This is a genomic window from Bacillus sp. ES1-5 (assembly GCF_022487605.1).
GTDB classification, from domain to species: domain Bacteria; phylum Bacillota; class Bacilli; order Bacillales; family Bacillaceae_G; genus Bacillus_A; species Bacillus_A wiedmannii.
Genome location: NZ_JAKVPU010000007.1, coordinates 155,403 through 176,794, shown reverse-complemented (window position 1 = coordinate 176,794; position 21,392 = coordinate 155,403). Strand labels below are relative to the sequence as shown.

The following is a 21,392-nucleotide window of genomic DNA, read 5'->3' as shown; positions in this document are numbered from 1 at the left end:
TTAAAAAAAGATTCGATATCCTGGAGTGAAAAGTAAAAAAATAATAGAGCTTAGATTTGCAATAATAAATGTTTTTTCATTAGATAATTACTTTACCAATAATCGGGATGTTTGCGGATACATTTATTTTTGGGATACATAATTATATTTAGAGAATACCCAGTTACAGTATTTGAACTTTTAATAAGAAGGGATGAGAAGGAATGAACTCACAGAGACAAGGCTATGCAGGCTGGTGGCAAGGCGGACACGGTGGTTGGCCGGGTGGACACGGTGGTTGGCAAGGCGGACACGGTGGTTGGCAAGGTGGACACGGTGGTTGGCAAGGCGGACACGGTGGTTGGCAAGGTGGACACGGTGGTTGGCCGGGCGGACACGGTGGTTGGCAAGGTGGACACGGTGGTTGGCAAGGCGGACATGGTGGTTGGCCGGGCGGACACGGTGGTTGGCAAGGCGGACATGGATATTAAAAAGATACTATAAAATCATTTTTTTATGCAAAGTTTGTATATTTAGTATGATTGTATATTTTCATTTGTATAGTAAGGATATAATGAAAACAGCAAAAAAACCTGTGAAGTAAGGATTCTATCCGTAAAATTAAAGCAGTGGAAATGTCAAAAAAACAAAAGACACCACTTTTTATTATTTAAGGAGAAAGAGACTATCAAGTTCAATCGAAAATCGAAATCCCTCTTTGGAAAGAACAACCAAAAGAATGAGATAACATTGATTATCGACTATATTCAAAGTTAAATCTCTTATTTATAGAAGGTCATGGAGAAATAAGTAAACCAGATGAATATTATAATTCTGCCAATATCCCTGAGTATGTTATAAATGATATTGCTGCTTGGGTGCAAGGAAGATTGCAATTAAATTAGCAACCATATGTTTTAATAAAGACTTTCTTTCTGTAATCAAAATAGAAACATTTTTATTAGGTTATATGTTTTTTAAAAGCACTCTTTGAAAAGGAGTGTTTTTTTATTTTTCTTTTGATTTAATTACCGAAAAAAGTATCTTGTACTCCTTTTGTAACTTTTTCTAAATAGAATTTTTCTATAAAATAAGGGGCTTTCCTTTTAAATAAATCGTGATTTGTAACACTGCTATCAAAGGAAAATGCTCGTGACATCACTTTAATATTCAAAAACATTAATAACTTATTGTATGAAATTTTTCGAAAATTTAGGTTTAACATCTTTAAAATAGGTGTATTACATATTACATAACAACTAAATAAAAAAATAAAAAATCTAAAGGAGGAAAGATACCATGCATACGAACGAAAGAAAACCGGTAGTTTATGAATATCAAAATGAACAGGAAGTAGTTATGAAAGTAAAAGAGCTAGAATTGCAAGGGGTTCGCCACGATGACATTTATGTTTTAGCGCATGAAAAACATATAACAAAAAGGATTGCCGATGATACAAACACAAATACGATTGGAGTAAAAGAACAAGGATTGGGAACAAGTATTATCAACTTTTTCTCCAAAAAAGGGGACGAACTCCGAAATCAAATGGAAGAAATGGGGTTGTCGAAGGAGGAAGCTAACTTATATGAAGAAAAACTAGATCAAGGAAGGATTTTACTCCTAGTAACAGCTGAAGTACCAATGGCGATTGATAGACAGTCGCAAAACTATCATTCTCTGTAATAGATTACAACATCTGATAAATAGGCAAGGTAATAATTTTAAGTTGTAGTATTGAAGAAAATAAAAATAGAGAAGGATGAGAAAAATGAAACATACAATATTTAAATATGCTGTGATTGGAATTACGACCGGAGTCATAGTCTCCCTATTAAAAAAAGAAAATCGGGAAGTTATACAAACAAAAGGAAAAAGCGTAAAAGAAAAACTACAAGAAGGAAACATAAAGGACACATTGGAGAAGGTAACTGAGACAAGTAAACAATTTTCTGTAACTGCAGCTAATGTTGCAAAACAAACATTACCACAACTGCTTACAGCCACACCAGTTGTCATTTCTACCATTAAAGACTTAACAGAAAACGAAAATAACAAAAAGAAAAAAGATGAAAAGGATTACGAAATAAATGAAAATAGTAAGGACATAGACGGAGAAAAAACGAAAAATGAAACGAAATATATGAAAGAAGGGAAAGAAGAGAGTGCCTAGATTTAATTCTAAAAATAGAAAGTGAGGAAAAGAGTATGAAATCTCTGTATGCAATTGATGTAGGAATTGGCTTTACCAAGCGGGCATATCGACAGGATGTAGATTCTGAGATGACGATCAAGAGTGAAGCTTCTACACTAGCCCCTGTACCTAATCATGCTGAAAGTGAAGATTTAACAAAGGTAAGTTTTATAGACCTAGACTTTGCATACTACATGGGAAATGAAGCACATCAATCTGACGCTTCATTTCTTCCTCCATTTGACGAAGAAATAGAAAATTATTATGAAAGCGAACAGTTTAAACAACAAATATTTGGTTGCATTGCAAAGGATTATAAAGAAAATGTCGTGATATCTTTAGTTGTTACCGGGCTTCCCGTTACTTGTTTTGGTAGTCAGCATGAGCAATTACAAAATGTATTGAAAAAAGAAACTTCCGTGCAAATTGATGGGAAATTTATTAATATTACGGTGGAAAATGCTTTGATTCTTCAGCAACCAGTCGCTTTACATGCCTATTTCTTAAAAGAGGGAATCATTCAGGAACGAGATCGTATCTTAATTATTGATGGTGGATTTCGTACATTAGAAATGACAGATATGAAACAAAATATCATTTTAAATCATTATGAGACGGAACTAGGATGTAGCAAGCCTTTGAAAAATATTAAGAATATCCTGCAGAATCATGCGGGTGAAAGTAATCACTTGCATATTAACGACATGCCAAAAATCTTAGAAAAAGGATATGGAGGTCGAGAAGAAAATTCTCAGACAAGTCAGGTTGATACTTTGATTCAAAAAGAGTTGGATGCACACTTCCAAGACGTTATGCGTGTATTACAGGAACAATTTAAGTTAGACCAGTATGACACTATTATTTGGACAGGAGGAATAGTAGATATCCACAAAAAACGAATTGAAAAAGTACAAGGTGAAATTTCTTCTTTCCGTATGGTAGACGCTTCGAAAGAGGCTGCACTTCATGGATACTATATTATTGGAAGTCAAGTATTTGACGATATCACCAATCAATCTGCATATGAATCTAAATTATAATAACGACCGAAATGGAGTTCGTTGAATAGACGTGCCAAATTATGTAGCTTCTTTTCCACATATAATAAATTCTTTATAAGAAAAGATAAAAAGTGCTTGTATAGAGGAAATATTTAAATTTGAGAATAAAAATAGCTAATATATAGGGGGTCTTCCTTTTAGCAGAATAAGACCTCCTATTCCATTTATTTTGTAATTTAGTTGATCTAAAAACTTTTCCTCCAAGACATGAATACCTACATACAAATTTCATATTACGGATATGATTCGATCAAACATAAAACTATTCAGAAAGGAAGAATAATATGGAATGCATAAAAATGCCGAAATGGAGTTGGTATCATGTGAAAACTAGTGAGCTTGAAAAACTTTCTTCTATAATCCCTCGTGATGTAACATCTTATTTCTCTCAATTTGTAAAGAAAATAAGTTCTCCTTGTGAAAATGGATTATATGTCTATACGTTATTACCAAGTCAAACTTGTGTATATGGTTCGTTTTTATATAATCAAGATAAAAAGGACGCCAAAATTCAAAAATTTCTTCATTATTTCGTAGCTCATGGAATACTGATAACGGCCCAAGAAAAAGAGGAAGAGGATTTTCAAAAATTAATACATAATTCCTCTTTTAGTGTAAAGAATTGTAATAGTTCCGCTGAAGGATTATGTGCTATCTTATCAATATTTATATCTCACTATTTGCGAAAGGTTGACTATTTCGAAAACAATTTCAGAAATGTATTATGGGATTTTTATCATCATAATAACATAGCAGTTTTAGAAAGAATTTATCATATTCGTCATGAATTATTTATGAACACACATGTGTTTCGCTTAATACAAGAAGTGTTACAAGGCCTGAAAGAAGCTTGGTTAGAAAACCTAACAAACACCCTTTGTTATAAACAAACACACGTAAAATTAGAGCGTGGATTACAACTCGTTAAAGAGTACCAAGAAGAATTAGACACGATGATTCATTTACAAGAAGTTGTTTCTTCTCATCGTGGGAATGAGATTATGAAAGCTCTTACTGTATTAACTGCTGTAAGTACGCCATTGACGGCCTTAGGAGCATTATGGGGTATGAATTTTAAATATATGCCTGAACTAGAATGGAAATATAGCTATTTAATTGCTCTCTTCTTCATTATTTTCACAACAGGAGGTATGTATATGTATATGCGATTCAAAGGATGGACAGGTGATTTATTACGAGTAAAGAAAAAGAAATCTTTTTTTAAATCCAATTAATCCTGTTTATAAAAAATATGATAGATATATGGTTAGTAATATTTATTAATTGAGGTAGTATCATATCCCCATCCACTTAAAGTTTTGATGTCCCCGCAATGATAAAAATGGTGAATATTTATATGAAAGATTAGAGCTCTCCTTCTTGTAGGAGAGCTCTAATCTTTGTTTAAAAACTATATCATATACATGGGCAGCAGACTCATTATATGAAATTTGTCCGGATTCAATTTAGAATATGACAAAAGAGAACTTGTGTTAGAAAACAAGCTCTCTTTAAAAGAAATAACGTAATTGAGATACTTATATATTAACAATTGTTTTCTTCTAATTCCATATGTCTTATGTTGAGAAATAAATTATAAGTGGCTTGATAAAGCTAAAATGAGTGATTGACATAATATTTTGACGATAATATAATGAATCTCGAATTCAAGATAAGTTGTAAAGGATTGGTAATTACGAGCGTGATTAACGATGAGAGCTTATCTTTAAAGTTATTTGTTATATTATCAAAGGAATTACAGTCAATCACTAAACGTATTGAAAAGGATATAAAAATGTATGGACTTAATCCAACAGAATTTGCAGTGCTTAAGCTACTATACAGTAAAGGCGATCAGCCTATACAAAAACTTGAAGACAAAATATTACTTGCAAGTAGTAGTATCACGTATGTAGTGGATAGGTTGGAAAAGAAGAGGTGAAAACCATGTCCTAAAGACCGCCGTGTCACGTATGCGTCAATTACTTCAGAAGATATTGAATTGGTGGATACTATTTTTCCTCAGCATAAAGAGGGGATTCGGCAAATATTTGGTAGTTTGGACTATATTGAGAAAAAATGATAATGAAACAGTTGAAAAAGTTAGGATATTACGCACAGAAATTGTAAATTTGTAGAGGCTATTTCTGTTTAGTAATATCCTAATTAAATATAAATTAAATAAATAGGAGGAAAAATTAATAAGTGGTAGTAAATGTAATATAATACAAAATGAATAAATCATATAATTTCAATTAGTACAGTAGGGAATAAAGTTGTTATGTTAACGTATACATATCGTCCTTTTCATTATAAATCTTTCATAAAGCGGAGAGTGGGTATCAAGAATGGAATTACGTCATTTAGAGTATTTTATTCAAGTTTGTAATAATAATAGTTTTACTAAAGCTGCGGAAGTTCTAGGTATTTCACAGCCGACTTTAAGTCAACAAATCCGTGTGTTAGAAGGTGAACTTGATACACCCTTGTTTCATCGAGTTGGAAGAGGTATCAAAATGACAGAAGCGGGTAAGCTGCTATTTGATAAAGGGAAATTTATCATGCAACAATTTGATGACGTTTATAATGAAATTTTTGAATTAAAGGGGGTAAAAAGAGGTGTAATTACTATAGGAGGTTTATTAGAGGATCTCACTTATTTAACACCTTATATTATGAAGTTTCAACAACATTATCCTAACATTGTAGTAAAAATTATAGAATCTGAAGTTGCTGTAAATCAAATCGTTGATAAAAATATTGATATAGGCATCACGCGTAGTGCTCAAATTCCAGACACATTAACAAGCACCCTTTTGTATAGCGAAGAGCTTGTCCTTGTCATTCCAAAAAATCATCCTTTGAATGAAACATCATTTGTTTCTTTTCGAGAATTAGTAGGACTGAGTAGAATAATGGTTTCATGTAGTTGTCGTGAATCTATTAAAATATATTGTGAGAGTTTAGGGTTATCTTTATCTGAAGCAAATATAGAAACAAAATCTTCTATTTCTCTATTGAGCCTTGTATACAATGGACATGGGGTTGCCATAATACCTCTTTCACTGGTTAACTTTGTTAATAATGATACTTTGAGCATAGTTCGTATTATTGACCCAACACCAAGTCAAGATATTAATCTTATTCACTTTGATGATAAATTTTTAAGTTTTGCAGCACGTATCTTTATGCAGAAGTTAAATAATCCTGAAAAAGTATTAGTATAATAAAAATAATAATGATTATAGTGTGAGAATTAAAAATGATACATAATTCTTGGGAGAAGACCTAAATTACAGTCAAAGGGCAAGTAAATTTATCCCGCTTTAACGGGCAGTAAGACCCCCACCTCAAAATTCAGCGGAAGCAAAGAAGTTAGGTGGGGGATCAACTGTCCGTAAAAGTCCGATTGGTTCAACTAATAATCAGTGGGGGATGAACAAAACCCCCACTGATTAAAGTTTCACTTTATATGTGTGGTGTAGTCGCTTCAAAAGGGAATATCATGGACTTTTATTTAAGGGAAAAGGGCAGACTTTGCAAGGAGAGAAGGCTGTTAAAAACAAGTCAAGTTAATCAATTAACTCTTTGGTCTTATTGCATAGTAATAGATTCCATTAGGGATATACTGCTATTTCGAATCTACATAGAGTCCATATTACCATTATGATCTTAATACCAATACTATTTGGATCCGCCTTCGGCTCCAAACCCTTATTGTAGAAAGAAAACCACCGGCATTATACCGGTGGTTTTGACTTAGAAAGCAAAGCAAGTACAACCAATACCCCATTTAGTTCCATCTTTTCCTATTACGGTATGAGTGTGTTGATGGAGAGGGTTACTGCAACTATGTAACTTGTGATCATGGGCATCGTGAGAAAGTATAGTGTGGGCTAGGTTAGCACCACCATAACCATAAACTCCCGTCGGTGACCAATCAGGTGATGCTGGCGGCAATCCAGGTGATAAATTTTTAAATTCATCATTTCCATAAACAACCTGCCCACCCATAATGGTGAGTAATGATTCAAGGTCCTTGATTTCTTCTTCTGGCACAGTAAAGTAGTCAGCAGACAATACAGCAATATCAGCAAACTGACCTACTGCAAGGGTTCCCTTTTTACCTTCATCACCAGAGAACCACGCACTTCCTTTTGAATATAATTCCAGGGCTACTTTTCTATCAAGTTTATTTTTTTCATCGTATATCGAAAGACCACCAATGGTTTTTCCGGCAACCATCCAGTAAAGAGCGACCCAAGGGTTATAGCTGGAAACCCTAGTTGCATCACTACCTGCGCCAACAGGTATACCTAGGTCTAACATACGATAAATCGGAGGAGTATGCTTTGCAGCTTCCTTTCCGTATAAATCAACAAAGTATTCACCTTGAAAAGCCATGCGGTCTTGGATGGCAATACCACCATTTAAAGCCTTAACACGTTCCATACTACGATCTGAGATTGTTTCTGCATGATCAAACCACCATCGTAGACCATTAAAAGGAATTTCTTTGTTGACTTCCTCAAATACATTTAAGAATCGTGTGATTGACTCGTCATAAGTTGCATGTAAACGGAATGGCCAACGGTTTTCTACCAAGAGAGAAATTACTTTCTTTAAGTCAGCTTCCATCATCGTAGCTAGTTCGGGCTGTGGCATTTGAAATTTTTCAAAATCGGCTGCCGAGAATACTAACATTTCTCCGGCACCATTCATTTTATACTTATCATTTCCTTGACCTGGAGAAACAATTTTTGTCCATGAAGCAAAGTCTTCATATTCATGATTTGGATTTTGCGTAAATAGATTATAAGCAATACGCAAAGTTAATTGTTCCTTCTCGGCTAAATGTTCAACAACTTTGTAGTCATCAGGATAATTTTGGAAACCGCCACCTGCGTCAATGGCACTTGTAATACCTAATCTATTTAATTCGCGCATAAAATGGCGAGTTGAGTTAATCTGGTCGTCAAAATTAAGTATTGGAGCTTTACCCAAACTTGAATAAAGAATAGAAGCGTTAGGATTGGCAATTAAAAGGCCCGTTGGATTACCTCGTTTATCCCGCTCAATTAAACAACCTGGAGGGTCTGGGGTATCTTTTGTGTATCCCAGTGCACGTAGCCCTGCACGATTTACAAGTGCTCTATCGTAAAGATGTAGCACAAAGACAGGTGTGCCTTCAGAAACAGCATTAATCTCTTCTAAAGTTGGCAGCCGTCTCTCTTTAAATTGAAATTCAGACCAACCTCCAACTACTCTTACCCACTGAGGAGCAGGTGTACGCCTTGCCTGTTCTTTGAGCATTTCGAGAGCAATGGTAATTGAAGGCACACCTTCCCATCGTAATTCCATATTATAATGAAGACCGCCACGAATAACGTGTATATGAGAGTCATTCAGGCCTGGAATAGCTCTTTTTCTTTTAAGGTCTATTTTTTTTGTTTTTTCTGTGGCACTATCAAGAAGCTCATCTCCACCTACTGCAGTTATTAAACCATCAGTTATGGCGATAGCAGATACCTCAGGTTGAGAGGGATCAAGGGTAGTAATTTTTCCGTTATATAAGATCATATCCGGTAAATTCATATTCACACCTCGTCTACTTCCTATTATTTTGTAACCATGGATGAAATAATTTACCGAAAATCGGCATAACTACCCATGATAGCAAGGACACTATACATACAGAAACAAAAAAAGCGGACATAATAGGATTCATATGTTTTATAATAGGTCCTATCAATTTAGGAACTAACATGCTAAGAGGCCATACACCCAGAAGGGTAACGATAGACATTTTCCATTTTGGCGGTGGAACTGGCGTTTTCGGAGTAACAAACCAATAAGCCAAACTACTTTCAGTTTTGTAAGTTGGATTAGTAACTTGAAATTGTTTTGCCGTTTTTAACAAATCTCGGCGAACATCTGATTCTTGCCAAGCGCGTAGATGCTCATACGTATCAAAGCGAAAAATAACAGTATACTCTCTGAATTCGTTATTTGGGACTATTAGATTTACGCCTAAATGCCCAGGGAATTTAGTAGCGGCAGCTTCGATTTCATGTCTCCATGTTTCAAACTGTTTTTCTTTACCTTGTTGAATTTCCCATGTAACAATCGTTGTTACTGGATCAGCAGTATCCATCGTGTTCCCTGTATAAGTCTCTTCGACAGCTACTCCTTCTTGTTTCATATTTTCCTGCTTGGAAGCGCGCCATGCACCATAGTATATGCGTATTCTACACCTTGACCATAAGCACCAGTGTGTTCCTTTACAATCTCCATTACAGCATCATAAGTGTCTTTGTGTGCCCAGTCACGTTGGTATTCAAGTAAAACTTGAATTGCTGTTACTGGAATTGCACCAGCTTGTTCTACACGACGCATAGCAGCGTTATGTGCTGTCAAACTAGTACCACCTGAAGCATCATCAACTGCATACACCTCATAGCCAGCTTTAATTGCTTCAAGCACAGGGAATGCAAGGCAAACTTCAGTCCAAAGTGCTGCAAATATTAATTTTTTTCTACCGGTTGCTTTAACCGCTTCAACAAATTTTTGATCTTCCCAAGAGTTCATTGAACTGCGTTCTATAATTTCATGGTTTGGGAATATGTCAAGAATTTGTGGCCAAAAATAACCAGAAAAGCTGCGTGTCTCAACTGTAGTAAGAATAGTAGGTACGTTAAAAGTTTTTGCTGATTTAGCAAGCAGCATAACGTTATTAATCAATGTTTGTCTATCAATACTTGCAACTCCAAAAGTCATTTGAGGTTGAAAATCAATCAAAATTAAGGCACTGTTCTCTGGATTTAACAATTCTAAATTACTCATAATAAAACGCTCCTTTTTAATTATTGAAAATAATATATTTTCTGTTAATTAAAACTGTAATCGTAAAAATAAAATTTTTTCTATACCTTTTAATTTAAAAGAGAGTGCTGATTTAATCAGCACTAAATGTATACTATCCATTTTTTTGAAAGTGATTTAAAGTCATTTCTTTGAAATACATTTATGCATTTTGTTTACTAAGATCTCGCTGCGCGCCCATATAGCTTCCAATTATATTTTGATAACCTGGAAGATTACTAGCAAGCAAATTGCCAAAACCTTCGACATCGTTGCGCCAATCGCGTTGTAATTCGCAAGCTACGCTAAACCAGTTCATAAGTTGCACGCCACTATGTGCCATACGCGTATTGGCAGCATCTGCAACTTGTTTACTGAAAGTTCCTGAAGCATCAGTAACAGCAAATACTTCATATCCAGCTTTTATAGCGGAAAGTGCCGGAAAAGCAACACAAACGTCCGTAACCACGCCCGCAATGATAAGTTGTTTTTTTCCAGTTTCTTCGATTGCTTTTACAAAATCATCATTATCCCATGCATTAATTTGTCCAGGTCGAGCTATTTTTTGTGCGTGAGGAAAGAGATCAACCAATTCTTGCATTAAAGGTCCGTTAGGTCCGTTTTCAAAGCTTGTTGTTAAAATAACTGGTAAATCAAAAAATTTAGCAGTGTGAGCAAGAGCTAAAACATTGTTCTTGAATTCATCAACACCATAGTCACGTACTAGTCCGGACATAAGACCAGTTTGATGATCTACTAAAAGAACGACAGCATCATCTTTGTTAATACGAGAATAGAGATCAGTCATTATGTATTCCTCCTAAAAATTAAGTAATCGAAGAAAGTTTAAACAGTGGAATATTACCAAATTTCTTCGTTTGTTACGATTAGTTTGTAACTAAACTGACCGTTACTATGAGTTATAGCAGCATTCATGGAACATGAAGCGCTATACAAATTTATAGTATTTGAAAACTAATTGGTTAATCAATTCTAAATTATCTATAAGTTGTATAGGTGGTAACTATAGTTATTTTCACTATAAAATAGATTGATTTTACCTATACATTCTATAGATAGAACGATATTGATAGTCACCTATTTTTGTTATTAGAATTGAATAGGAGGAATGTTCAGCAAATACTTCGTGATGAAAAAGGTATAAGATGGAGAATTGTTCCATGAAGAGAAAATGGAATCATTGGAACAATAGAGTTTCATACATAGAGTCCACAATATAAATGTGCATAAATAGGTTATGAGATTCATCCGGGTTATTGAAGAAAAGGATACATATTAAAGGAGGTAGGAGAATGGCAAAAATTACTGTAGGAACCGAAAATCAAGCACCAATTGAGATATATTATGAAGATCATGGCACAGGAAAACCAGTTGTACTAATTCATGGTTGGCCGTTAAGCGGTCGATCTTGGGAATACCAAGTTCCCGCTCTTGTTGAGGCTGGATACAGAGTTATAACATATGATCGTCGAGGCTTTGGAAAATCATCTCAGCCGTGGGAAGGGTATGAATATGATACCTTTACTTCTGATTTACATCAACTATTAGAACAGTTAGAGCTTCAAAATGTCACACTTGTTGGTTTTTCTATGGGTGGAGGCGAGGTAGCCCGGTATATTGGAAAATATGGAACCAATAGAGTAGAGAAGGCTGTATTTGCAGGAGCTGTACCACCATACCTTTACAAGTCAGCAGATCATCCTGAGGGTGTATTAGATGATGTAGCAATTCAAGGATTTGAAAATGGAGTAAAAAGTGATCGTCTAGCATTCCTTGATGAGTTTACGAAAGGATTTTTTGCTGCTGGAGATCGAACTGACTTAGTTAGTGAACCATTTCGACTTTACAATAGGGATATCGCTGCGGGTGCATCACCTAAAGGAACACTAGATTGTATCGCTGCTTTCAGCAAAACAGACTTCAGAGGCGATTTAGCCAAGATTAATATACCTACCCTTGTTATTCATGGTGATTCAGATGCAACTGTACCATTTGAATATAGTGGGAAATTAACACATGAAGCAATTCCTAATTCTAAAGTAGCGTTAATAAAGGGTGGTCCGCATGGGCTAAATGCAACGCATGCCAAAGAATTTAATGAAGCACTCCTGTTATTTTTAAAGGACTGATTACAACTATATAATTGTTAATTGATAAATTGTAAATAAGTAAAAATAAAGCTTTATAAAAGATGCTCTTGGATAAATCCACGAGCATCTTTTTAAATGCGGAGTAGTGCACCACCGTAATCTTCCATACAAAATTTTTATTCATTTTTAAATTGTGATATTGAGATGTTAGCTTGATAAATACTCATTAGTTTCGAATTGAATATTCTTCTTAACAGCTAAAATGTATTGATTAGAGTTTTTTAGATTTCTTAGAAGTATTGTTATATTACTATCAAGATAATATTTTGAATAACCTTCAAAACAAAGAAACGTTTTGTCAGAAAACAATAAAATCTTATTAATTTTTATAATTAGTAGAATTTTTGTAGAAATAATCCTCTTAATATATTAAAATAACATCGTATTATGTCAGATTTCAATTAAGGGAGAGAAATTTTATGTTGAAAAAAATCATTCCAGTTGTTTTAGCATTAAGTACAGTTACTTTTACTAGTGTATTTGCTGCGCCTTCAGCCCAAGCAAGTACAGAACCAAACCGCTACATAGATGTACAAATGCTCGGTATTAACGATTTTCATGGGCAACTAGACACTGTAAAAAAAATTAACAATAAAGATGCAGGGGGAATTGAGTACTTAGGGGCTTATTTACGTGATCGTGAAAAACAAAATCCGAATACATTAAAGGTACATGCTGGCGATGTTGTTGGAGCAAGTACTCCTGTTTCAGCATTATTACAAGACGAACCTACGATTGAATTTCTAAATGATTTGAAATTCGATGTTGGAACCATAGGAAATCATGAATTTGATGAAGGTGTTGAGGAAATGAACCGCCTTATTTATGGTGGATACCATGAGAAAACAGGAAATTTTAAAGGAGCAAAATTCCCATATGTTGCCGCAAATTTCTATAATAAATCCACTGGTCGTTTATTTTTACCACCATTCACTATAAAAAAGGTACAAGGAGTTCCTGTTGGATTTATCGGAGTCGTAACAACGGATGTTCCTAACCTTGTTATGCCTACTATGCTAAAGAATGTAGAAATTACAGATGAAGTTGAAGCTATTAACAAATCCGTAAAGCAATTAAAAAAACTAGGCGTTAAATCTATCGTTGTTCTTGCGCATAACGGAGGTATAACAGATGGGAACGGCGTAACAAATGGTGATATCGTCCGATTAGCAAATGAGACTGATCCAGAAGTCGATGTTATTTTTGGTGGGCATAGCCACACCTATGTAAATGGAACTGTCAATAATAAACTTGTCGTACAAGCAAATTCTTATGGTATGGCGTTTGCTGATGTTGATGTAAAGATTGATCGTAAAACACAAGATATTGTTGAGAAAAAAGCAGAAATTGTTACAACTTACCATGAAGGCATGGAGCCTGATAAAAAAATAAAGAAGAAGATGGAGAAATATCAAGCAAAAATCGCACCTCTTGTCAATGAAGTTGTAGGTAAGTCTATTGCTCCACTAGATCGCAAACTCAATATGGCTGGTGAATCTACTCTTGGAAATTTAGTTGCTGATGCCCAGCGTACAACAATGCAATCCCAAATTGCACTTATGAATCCTGGTGGTATTCGTAATGATTTAGATGCTGGTGATATTACATGGGGAGAAATATATGGTATTCAACCATTCGGAAATCAATTAATAAAAGTAAATTTAACAGGTCAAGACATTCGTGATATTTTAAATCAACAATGGCAAAAAGACATAACAAGAATGCTTCAAATTTCAGGGATCCAATACACTTGGGATGCAAACAAACCTAATGGAGAAAAAGTAACAAGTATTCGCTTAACAAATGGAGAAGAAATTATTCCATCTAAAACTTACAGCGTCGTTGCGAACGCATTTCTAGCTTCAGGTGGAGATGGATTTGTATCCTTTAAAAACGGTAAAGATGCTGAAACAGGACCAACTGATTTTGAAGCATTAGTAGATTATATAAAAAAATCAAAAGAACCAATTCAGTCTATTATTGATGGAAGAATTCAAAAAAAAAATTAGGTTTTTATTAATCTCAAAAACAAATAGATTACCTATACTTTTTCGTGTACAGGTAATCTATTTTTTGTGGGTTGGAAATAAAGTCTTACTGTGGCTAATTAATAGTGATGGTGAATTTGGCCCCTATGGAACATTAAAATCAGATGATCCAAACAGTTATAACTACATCTTTGGACAAGTTAAAAAAGATCAATTTTTTATTGATGTACGCAAGGCGAACGGAGTAACAAAAACTTGCTTAAACGAACAACATCCAATTTTCGCTGGGATAACTACCGAAGGGTCTGATATACCAAAAACTGTTGATATATCATTAGGGAAATCATTTGATATACTTGTTCAAAAAGTGAGTCCATCTCAAGTGTATCAATAAAAGTAGAATCATATGTCTTAATGACAACGTGATAAGTGTTTCATATAGCACTATAAAATTTTGTTATATAGCAAGAAAAATAATCACATTAGAAAAAAATCAGTAATGTAACCTGTTAAGAGTAAAATGAATCTTCAATATTTAAAGTGTAAAAAACACCGGAGCGACAAAAATCGGTGTTTTTTGTGATTTCGGGCACAGATGCTACTTCAATCCTTTCATTATAGAAACGATTTTGAATGTAAGGGATAGGTAAGGAAAAAGAGATTTTCATTGTGTAGGATAAAAATATAAGGAGGCGTGAAGGGGGGATAAGTACGGCCTACATATAAAACAATCAGTAACAAGAGTGTTTTGTGAAAATAATGAGTACAATGATTGCAAATGCATTGTTGCCTTTTCATCATTGGGGGAATTGATAGCTGTGTGGTTCGTATATGACACTGCTATCAACCATCTATACAATTTTAATAGAAGAGAGGAATGCTTTTTTGTTTTGGGAATAGTATTTTATTATCTTCACACATATAAGAAACAAAGAAATTTATATAAATTATGTTTTGATAATAAAGGTTTAATTGGTTTGTTTTAGTAGTTTTATGCTTATGAGTTACTTGAAATTCTAGCAGTTTTGTATACATAGTTTTTCCAGCTTTAATTGATAGCGCACAGATATAACGGTTATTTTAACCGAAATTTTCATGAAAATACCTTTAAAAAAACATGAGTTCGTATATAAAAAGAACAAATGTTCTCGTTGTTAGGAGTGATAACCTTGTATGATTATTCTCTTTTACCGAATCGTATTATTTTATGTGTAGATCTTCGTAGCTTTTATGCAAGTGTATCATGTATTAAAAAAGGACTTGATCCACGATATACAAAATTGGCTGTTGTAGGAGATATAAACCGTAGTGGATCAATCGTATTAGCAGCAACACCGCCATTAAAAGCGTTAGGAATTAAGAAAATGGCAAGATTTTATAGTGATGTTTTTTTTAGAGTTAAATTAATATTAACAATGATATCAAAGGTTATCTTAATTTTTCTCAAAAATAGAAAAATTTTCGGGGAGAAATTAATTGGAAATATCCATTTTTGGTAAGTGTCGGATAGAAAAGAGTAAAATAAGCTTAAATAATACAGACAGTGTTGTATTGATCGGAGAAAAAATGGCTAAAAGCGGTCTCGCTCCAGTTTTAGATGCATATAGCCGCGATTCTGATATTCGATTACGAGCAGGTGCGTTCGTAATAAAAGGGAATACTGCAAAAGAATTTCTGAAAGCATCCATCCCTTTAGAGTCTATCCCGGCACTTGGGGCACTGAAAGAGCAGATGCAAATAGAGGCGTTAGGAGATATGTCTTTATTAAATTTTCTTATTGCTGGTACGAGTGATGGAATCACCCCAATTTTGCCCGTTATTAAACTAAATGTGTCTTATAAAAAAGGTAAAACTGAGGTCAAAGGTTTTCAAATTGTAGGTGGTGCTATATTTAACAACGATTTCAAATTGGTAGGATACTTAAACATGCAGGAATGGTTAACGACTCTTTGGGTAGTGAATCGTTTAAGCAAACAGACGGTTACAGCAAGCGCCTCTAAAGGAAATGGTAGTGCAAGTTTATATATGACAAAAATCAAAAGAAAAATCATACCTACTATACAAGGGGACACAATTAAGTGTGACATTGTTTTTTCTGGTGAAGGAACGATTCAGGAGAATAATACGAATTTAGATCTTTCGCAACCAAAAAATCTTACTCTTTTAGAACATGTATTAGAAAAACAATCCGAAAAGCAATCTCTTCAAATCATTAAAAAAATTCAAAAACAATACGGAACCGATATCTTTGGATTTGGAGAAGCCATTCATCAAAAATATCCATCTGAATGGAAAGGTCTAAAAAAGAATTGGAGTAAACAATTTCGAAAAGTGCAGGTTTCTGTTCATACAAAGCTTACTATTCGAAGAGTAGGACTGACTGGACCACCGTTGCAGTTAAAGAAAAATGAGATGAAAAAATAAGGAGGAATATAGAGTGTGAGAAATTCAATGAAAATCTCTGGCAGGCAAATCTTTTGGATGATGTTCACATTTGAAGTGGGACAGTCCCTCCTTCTAGTTATTCCAGCGACGATTCGTACTGTCAAACAAGATGCGTGGATCTCGATTTTGATTGCAGGAGCGATAGGGATTGCTCTTACTTTTTTGGCAACCAAACTTGGTTCGCTTTATCCGAAGCAAACTCTAATTGAATTTAGCCAAACCATTCTTGGTAAATGGCTAGGCAAGCTACTGATGATTTTCTACTTCTTTGGTTGGTACATGATAATTTGGATAACCGTCCGTGAATTTGGTGAGTTCATTATTATCGCTTTATTTCATAATACACCTTTGTGGGTCATTGTCTTCACTGCGATGTTATTGCTCATTTTTATTATTTACCAAGGCGGGATAGAGGGGATTGGACGTTTAAGTGAAATCATAGGACCAATAGTACTTTTAATGATAATGTTTGTAATCATTTTGAATGTTGGCAATATGAATTGGGATTATATGCGGCCTATTTATCACGATTCTGGATGGCTTCCGATCCTTAAAGGTTCCTATACTCCTGTAGCCGCATTTTTTGGAGAGGCTGTCATGATGACAATGTTCGTTTTCTTTATGGACAAACCAGAACAAGCATCATCAAGGGCGATGTGGGGAGTAGGACTAGCCGTTTTCATGGTAACAATCGGAACATTAGCGGTCATTTTAACATTCGGTCCGAATTTACCTTCAAGTTTTTTATATCCAGTTTACGATCTGAGCCGGTACATATCCGTCATGGAGTTCATTCAAAATGTGGATATTTTAATTGTTATTATTTGGTTTTTTAGTATTTTTATTAAACTGGCGTTATACATGTTTATCGCTTGTTATGGAACAGCACAAATGTTTCATTTGAAGGATTGGCGAAAAGTAGCTTTGGTTCTTGCTCCTATTTCGTTCATCATAGCTGTGTCAGTTAAAAATATCCAGACATTTACCCATTATTACTATATATTTTTCGTAATTCCAATTGCTTTTCCCGTTTATGAGCTAGGGATTCCCTTACTGTTATTGGTGGTTGGCAAAATTCGAAGGAAATATGCATAAAACCAATCGGTAATGTGTTGGAATAGTAGGTATACTTAGTTTTTTGACTAAAGACGCCGCTTTTCAGCGGCGTTTCTGCGTGATTATGAAGTTGTTTAATTCTTATTGAACTAAAGCATCTGTTTGTTTAAGTGAATACATTCACATTTATAATGTCTCTCAAATATAATATCAGTTTATATATTTACGATTCTTCTCTAACAGGTTCAAGATAAATTGTAATTTGTTAAGCGATATGTTTGTGTAACCACTGTTTAAATATCTTTAACTATTCCTCAGTATGAAAGTAATGTTCACCTGTTTCCATGACTTCTAATTCACAACGATGTTTTTTTGTAAAATAGTTAATAGTTTCAAATTCGCACAGTTCATCCTTGGCTCCATACATAATATATGTATCTGTATTCCATTGAAAAGAATATATACCATATAACTTAGGATAGGAATATTAATTCGATTTAGTTTATAGATTATTTAACTTAAAAGCTGAAGTGGAAATGAAAGAAGCTGTAACAATCGTAGTAAAGGTGATTGTATTTATGCAGAGATATAAAAAGTTGTTAAAAAGTTTGCAAATGAACTTGTTAACAACTGTACGTAATAGAAATAAATTATCGCTGATATGTCACTGTTAAGAAGGTTATGTTTTAATAAAATAGCACAAATTTAAACCATTTAAGAATGTGAGTCTAAAATTTAATGTTAAATTAAACTAAAATCTAAGAAACAATTTGATTTATCTTTTTTAGATATAAATTAGTAATTAAAATTTGCATTTTTTTAATATAGTTAGTATGCTAACTATATAATTAGTACACTAACTATAGGGGGTTATATGAATAATTTAGGTTATTTATTACACAAGGTAAGTATAATGACGAAAACAGAATTATCAAATCAATTAAAAGAATATAAAATAACAGCTCAGCAATGGTCTGTGTTAAAGGATATATCTCTTTATCCAAATGGAACCACCCCTGCTATGATTGCTGAAAGGCTCTTGGCAGACCGCCCAACAGTAACTGGAATCATACAACGATTATTGCAAAAAGAATGGATTCTTATAAAACATAATCCTAAAGATAAACGGTCACATCTAATATTTTTAACGGATGAAACTAAGGTATTAATACAGGAAATAGAAAATGTGAGCGATGAAGTTATAAAAAGTGCTACAGCTAGTATTCCTAAAGAGGAAGTAGAAAATACAGTTCGAGTTTTGCAAAGTATGATTCAAAATTTACAAAAAAATAGAGGGTGATTACAATGATTTTAGTAACAGGTGCTACAGGGAATGTAGGAAAAGAGGTTGTAAAAGGACTAATAAAAAGAAATGCTACTTTCAAAGTCGCAACGCGCAGTAGAGAAACTGAAGGAGTATATTTTGATTTTGAAAATCCCTCATCTGTAAAGGCTGCTTTAACAGGTGTTACTAAATTATTTCTAATACGACCACCACATCTAGCTCATGCGAAAAAATATTTCCAGCCTGTTATAGATGCTGCAAAAGAAATAGGTATAAAACAAATTGTATTTTTATCTTTATTAGGAGTAGAAAAAAATCCAATAGTACCTCATGCTAAAATTGAAGCTATAATAAAAGATTCTGGAATCCCTTATACATTTCTAAGACCGAGTTTTTTTATGCAAAATTTACTATCACAACATGGTGATGAATTAAGAAATGAAAAGATAATCGAGGTACCTGCCGGCAAAGGGAAAACAAGTTTTATAGATGTACGAGATATTGGAGAAGTTGCAGCTAAGATATTAACTGAAGAGGGACATAAATTTAAAGCTTATTCTTTAACAGGAAATGAGGCATTAACATATGATGAAGTTGCTGCTATTATTTCAAAAATAATAAATAGGCATATTGTCTATACAAACCCAAGTATATTTACATTTAGAAAAAGAATGGTTAAAAAGGGGCTTAAAAGTGACTTTATTTGGGTTATGATTGGAATATATACAACCGCAAAATTAGGATTAGCTAAAAAAGTCACATCAGATTTATCAAATTTACTAGATAGAAATCCAATAACTATGCAAAAGTTTATTTATGATCACAAAGAATTATTAATATAATAATGCAAAAGTAAAAGAGATACTTATTCACATAAAGAATCCATTATGTTTTAAGAGTAAGAAAGGATAGCCATGCAAAATAAAATTATTGTTATGTTTCAAAAAGATTTTCGTTTATATGATAACCTAGCTCTATTTGAGGCTGCTCAGTCGGGTGAGGTTCTTCCAGTATATGTACAAGATGAAACTTTTTTTGTAGGAGGTGCTTCAAAGTGGTGGCTACATCATGCTATAACAGATGTCCAAAAGCAGCTTGAAGCATTAGGCTCTACTTTGCTAATTCGTAAAGGCAATACACAAGAAGAAATATTATCTCTCATAGAAGAAATGAATGTAAAGGCTGTATATTGGAATGTTTGTTATGATCCGGAGAGATTAAAATATAATCAAAAAATGAAAAAGGGATTTGAAGATATAGGCATTACCTGTAGAGAGTTTGAATCTCATTTGTTATTAGAACCTTGGATTATTAAAAAGAAAGATAACACAGAATATAAGGTTTTTACTCCTTTTTATAATGCTTTTCAAAAGCAAGTAATACCTGCACCTATTAGTAAAGTGCAGAATTTAAAGGGGATAAGTCCTCTACCAGCAAGCTTATCTGTTTCAGAGCTAAACTTACTTCCAACTATACCTTGGACATCCCATATTGACTCAATATGGAGTCCTACAGAAGAAGAGGCATACAAAATATTTAAACAATTTTTTTCTAATAAATTACCCTCTTATAGTGAAAGAAGGGATTTTCCTAATCAAAACGTTCATTCGATGTTGGCACCTTACCTTTCATTTGGTCAAATATCAGTGAAGTTTATATATCATTATTTAACAAATAAGAGTATTGAAAGGCAATGTAGCCTTTTTGAAAAACAAGTTAATGGTTTTATACGTCAATTAATTTGGCGAGAGTTTTCTTATTATTTGCTATACCATTATCCGTTTACAGTATATAAGCCTCTTAATGAACGTTTCGAAAAATTCCCATGGAATAATGACGAGGAATTATTAAGAGTATGGCAGAAGGGGGAAACTGGTTATCCATTTATCGATGCGGGAATGCGGGAATTATGGCAAACTGGTTTTATGCATAATCGCGCAAGAATGGCCGTTGCATCTTTTCTTGTAAAACATTTATTAATTCCTTGGCAAGAAGGAGCAAAGTGGTTTATGGATACGCTACTAGATGCTGATATTGCAAATAACACAATGGGGTGGCAATGGGTTGCTGGAAGTGGAGCAGATGCATCACCGTACTTTCGTATTTTTAACCCGATTACACAAGGGGAAAAGTTTGATGAAAACGGAGAGTATATAAGAAATTGGGTACCAGAATTAAGAGATATACCAAACAAATATATACATAAACCTTGGGAAGCATCTGAGCAGATTTTACAAAAAGCTAATATAAAGCTTGGTGATACATATCCTTTTCCGATTGTTGATCATAAGGCAGCACGAGAGAGAGCGCTTTGTGCATATAAAAATATGAAGGAATTTGTATAAAATAAAC

18 protein-coding genes and 6 pseudogenes are annotated in these 21,392 nt (G+C 33.9%); 18 read left to right on the top strand and 6 right to left on the bottom strand.

Annotation, left to right across the window (positions count from 1 at the left end; genetic code table 11):
- The first annotated feature begins 203 nt into the window (after window positions 1-203).
- Window positions 204-470 carry a hypothetical protein gene (locus tag MKO96_RS21690; protein ID WP_240588627.1) on the top strand — a complete coding sequence of 89 codons (267 nt, stop codon included), beginning with the start codon at window positions 204-206 and terminating at the stop codon, window positions 468-470.
- A gap of 114 nt (window positions 471-584) precedes the next feature.
- A pseudogene (locus MKO96_RS21685) lies at window positions 585-884 on the top strand (alpha/beta hydrolase); the annotation flags it as partial.
- 119 nt (window positions 885-1,003) lie between these two features.
- Here the strand turns inward: MKO96_RS21685 and MKO96_RS21680 are convergent.
- Entirely contained in the window at window positions 1,004-1,159 is a 156-nt protein-coding gene (locus tag MKO96_RS21680; RefSeq protein WP_240588626.1) for an acyl dehydratase, read from the bottom strand.
- A 119-nt stretch (window positions 1,160-1,278) separates the two neighbouring features.
- Between MKO96_RS21680 and MKO96_RS21675 the strand changes: the two genes are divergently transcribed.
- The 6 genes and pseudogenes from MKO96_RS21675 to MKO96_RS21650 all read left to right on the top strand — a co-directional run bounded on the left by MKO96_RS21675 (window position 1,279) and on the right by MKO96_RS21650 (window position 6,461).
- On the top strand, window positions 1,279-1,665 hold the full coding sequence (locus MKO96_RS21675; protein WP_240588625.1) for a YflT domain-containing protein: 387 nt from the start codon (window positions 1,279-1,281) through the stop codon (window positions 1,663-1,665).
- Window positions 1,666-1,750: 85 nt separating this feature from the next.
- Entirely contained in the window at window positions 1,751-2,152 is a 402-nt protein-coding gene (locus MKO96_RS21670; protein ID WP_240588624.1) for a peptidase U61, read from the top strand.
- Between the two features lie 35 nt (window positions 2,153-2,187).
- A complete protein-coding gene (locus tag MKO96_RS21665; protein WP_240588623.1) occupies window positions 2,188-3,213 on the top strand; it encodes a ParM/StbA family protein in 1,026 nt (341 codons plus the stop codon).
- A 305-nt stretch (window positions 3,214-3,518) separates the two neighbouring features.
- Window positions 3,519-4,469 (top strand): magnesium transporter CorA family protein, encoded by a 951-nt coding sequence (locus tag MKO96_RS21660; protein ID WP_240588622.1) that lies wholly within the window; start codon window positions 3,519-3,521, stop codon window positions 4,467-4,469.
- 419 nt (window positions 4,470-4,888) lie between these two features.
- A pseudogene (locus tag MKO96_RS29535) lies at window positions 4,889-5,364 on the top strand (MarR family winged helix-turn-helix transcriptional regulator).
- 218 nt (window positions 5,365-5,582) lie between these two features.
- Entirely contained in the window at window positions 5,583-6,461 is an 879-nt protein-coding gene (locus MKO96_RS21650) for a LysR family transcriptional regulator (protein ID WP_063224972.1), read from the top strand.
- 532 nt (window positions 6,462-6,993) lie between these two features.
- On the opposite strand, the gene MKO96_RS21645 is transcribed toward MKO96_RS21650, so the two are convergent.
- The 4 genes from MKO96_RS21645 to ycaC all read right to left on the bottom strand — a co-directional run bounded on the left by MKO96_RS21645 (window position 6,994) and on the right by ycaC (window position 10,903).
- The gene (locus MKO96_RS21645; RefSeq protein ID WP_240588621.1) at window positions 6,994-8,829 is read right to left on the bottom strand and encodes an amidohydrolase; all 1,836 of its coding nucleotides are present in this window, start codon (window positions 8,827-8,829) and stop codon (window positions 6,994-6,996) included.
- Between the two features lie 13 nt (window positions 8,830-8,842).
- Complete coding sequence (locus MKO96_RS21640) at window positions 8,843-9,436, bottom strand: antibiotic biosynthesis monooxygenase (protein ID WP_237982197.1); 594 nt, start codon at window positions 9,434-9,436, stop codon at window positions 8,843-8,845.
- Window positions 9,433-10,077: a hydrolase gene (locus MKO96_RS21635; protein WP_000067164.1), complete on the bottom strand. Its 645-nt coding sequence runs from the start codon at window positions 10,075-10,077 to the stop codon at window positions 9,433-9,435. The genes MKO96_RS21640 and MKO96_RS21635 overlap by 4 nt, the downstream gene beginning before the upstream one ends.
- A gap of 181 nt (window positions 10,078-10,258) precedes the next feature.
- Entirely contained in the window at window positions 10,259-10,903 is a 645-nt protein-coding gene (ycaC, locus tag MKO96_RS21630; RefSeq protein WP_000131221.1) for an isochorismate family cysteine hydrolase YcaC, read from the bottom strand.
- 505 nt (window positions 10,904-11,408) lie between these two features.
- Here ycaC and MKO96_RS21625 point away from each other — a divergent pair.
- From MKO96_RS21625 to MKO96_RS21600, 7 genes and pseudogenes are all read left to right on the top strand, one after another.
- Window positions 11,409-12,245 (top strand): alpha/beta fold hydrolase, encoded by an 837-nt coding sequence (locus tag MKO96_RS21625; protein ID WP_240588620.1) that lies wholly within the window; start codon window positions 11,409-11,411, stop codon window positions 12,243-12,245.
- 440 nt (window positions 12,246-12,685) lie between these two features.
- Complete coding sequence (locus MKO96_RS21620) at window positions 12,686-14,275, top strand: bifunctional metallophosphatase/5'-nucleotidase (RefSeq protein ID WP_240588619.1); 1,590 nt, start codon at window positions 12,686-12,688, stop codon at window positions 14,273-14,275.
- A 97-nt stretch (window positions 14,276-14,372) separates the two neighbouring features.
- Window positions 14,373-14,648 (top strand): annotated as a pseudogene (locus MKO96_RS21615) (erythromycin esterase family protein); the annotation flags it as partial.
- Between the two features lie 349 nt (window positions 14,649-14,997).
- Window positions 14,998-15,138: pseudogene (locus MKO96_RS29630) on the top strand (serine hydrolase domain-containing protein); the annotation flags it as partial.
- Between the two features lie 285 nt (window positions 15,139-15,423).
- Window positions 15,424-15,633 (top strand): annotated as a pseudogene (locus tag MKO96_RS21610) (Y-family DNA polymerase); the annotation flags it as partial.
- A 187-nt stretch (window positions 15,634-15,820) separates the two neighbouring features.
- Window positions 15,821-16,678 carry a Ger(x)C family spore germination protein gene (locus MKO96_RS21605; RefSeq protein ID WP_483298331.1) on the top strand — a complete coding sequence of 286 codons (858 nt, stop codon included), beginning with the start codon at window positions 15,821-15,823 and terminating at the stop codon, window positions 16,676-16,678.
- A gap of 27 nt (window positions 16,679-16,705) precedes the next feature.
- Window positions 16,706-17,794 (top strand): GerAB/ArcD/ProY family transporter, encoded by a 1,089-nt coding sequence (locus tag MKO96_RS21600; protein WP_240588664.1) that lies wholly within the window; start codon window positions 16,706-16,708, stop codon window positions 17,792-17,794.
- A 268-nt stretch (window positions 17,795-18,062) separates the two neighbouring features.
- Here the strand turns inward: MKO96_RS21600 and MKO96_RS21595 are convergent.
- Window positions 18,063-18,203, bottom strand: a pseudogene (locus MKO96_RS21595) (alpha/beta hydrolase); the annotation flags it as partial.
- Window positions 18,204-18,629: 426 nt separating this feature from the next.
- Here MKO96_RS21595 and MKO96_RS21590 point away from each other — a divergent pair.
- The 3 genes from MKO96_RS21590 (at window position 18,630) to MKO96_RS21580 (ending at window position 21,385) form a co-directional block, all read left to right on the top strand.
- Window positions 18,630-19,055: a MarR family winged helix-turn-helix transcriptional regulator gene (locus tag MKO96_RS21590; RefSeq protein ID WP_240588618.1), complete on the top strand. Its 426-nt coding sequence runs from the start codon at window positions 18,630-18,632 to the stop codon at window positions 19,053-19,055.
- A gap of 5 nt (window positions 19,056-19,060) precedes the next feature.
- Complete coding sequence (locus MKO96_RS21585) at window positions 19,061-19,882, top strand: SDR family oxidoreductase (protein WP_240588617.1); 822 nt, start codon at window positions 19,061-19,063, stop codon at window positions 19,880-19,882.
- Between the two features lie 72 nt (window positions 19,883-19,954).
- Entirely contained in the window at window positions 19,955-21,385 is a 1,431-nt protein-coding gene (locus MKO96_RS21580; protein WP_240588616.1) for a cryptochrome/photolyase family protein, read from the top strand.
- Window positions 21,386-21,392 lie beyond the last annotated feature (7 nt).

Bases quoted from the DNA above. Each gene is read 5' to 3' on its own strand.
- MKO96_RS21690 (WP_240588627.1), top strand. From the start codon at position 204: ATGAACTCACAGAGACAAGGCTATGCAGGCTGGTGGCAAGGCGGACAC.
- MKO96_RS21680 (WP_240588626.1), bottom strand. From the start codon at position 1,159: ATGTTTTTGAATATTAAAGTGATGTCACGAGCATTTTCCTTTGATAGC.
- MKO96_RS21675 (WP_240588625.1), top strand. From the start codon at position 1,279: ATGCATACGAACGAAAGAAAACCGGTAGTTTATGAATATCAAAATGAA.
- MKO96_RS21670 (WP_240588624.1), top strand. From the start codon at position 1,751: ATGAAACATACAATATTTAAATATGCTGTGATTGGAATTACGACCGGA.
- MKO96_RS21665 (WP_240588623.1), top strand. From the start codon at position 2,188: ATGAAATCTCTGTATGCAATTGATGTAGGAATTGGCTTTACCAAGCGG.
- MKO96_RS21660 (WP_240588622.1), top strand. From the start codon at position 3,519: ATGGAATGCATAAAAATGCCGAAATGGAGTTGGTATCATGTGAAAACT.
- MKO96_RS21650 (WP_063224972.1), top strand. From the start codon at position 5,583: ATGGAATTACGTCATTTAGAGTATTTTATTCAAGTTTGTAATAATAAT.
- MKO96_RS21645 (WP_240588621.1), bottom strand. From the start codon at position 8,829: ATGAATTTACCGGATATGATCTTATATAACGGAAAAATTACTACCCTT.
- MKO96_RS21640 (WP_237982197.1), bottom strand. From the start codon at position 9,436: ATGAAACAAGAAGGAGTAGCTGTCGAAGAGACTTATACAGGGAACACG.
- MKO96_RS21635 (WP_000067164.1), bottom strand. From the start codon at position 10,077: ATGAGTAATTTAGAATTGTTAAATCCAGAGAACAGTGCCTTAATTTTG.
- ycaC (WP_000131221.1), bottom strand. From the start codon at position 10,903: ATGACTGATCTCTATTCTCGTATTAACAAAGATGATGCTGTCGTTCTT.
- MKO96_RS21625 (WP_240588620.1), top strand. From the start codon at position 11,409: ATGGCAAAAATTACTGTAGGAACCGAAAATCAAGCACCAATTGAGATA.
- MKO96_RS21620 (WP_240588619.1), top strand. From the start codon at position 12,686: ATGTTGAAAAAAATCATTCCAGTTGTTTTAGCATTAAGTACAGTTACT.
- MKO96_RS21605 (WP_483298331.1), top strand. From the start codon at position 15,821: ATGGCTAAAAGCGGTCTCGCTCCAGTTTTAGATGCATATAGCCGCGAT.
- MKO96_RS21600 (WP_240588664.1), top strand. From the start codon at position 16,706: ATGAAAATCTCTGGCAGGCAAATCTTTTGGATGATGTTCACATTTGAA.
- MKO96_RS21590 (WP_240588618.1), top strand. From the start codon at position 18,630: ATGAATAATTTAGGTTATTTATTACACAAGGTAAGTATAATGACGAAA.
- MKO96_RS21585 (WP_240588617.1), top strand. From the start codon at position 19,061: ATGATTTTAGTAACAGGTGCTACAGGGAATGTAGGAAAAGAGGTTGTA.
- MKO96_RS21580 (WP_240588616.1), top strand. From the start codon at position 19,955: ATGCAAAATAAAATTATTGTTATGTTTCAAAAAGATTTTCGTTTATAT.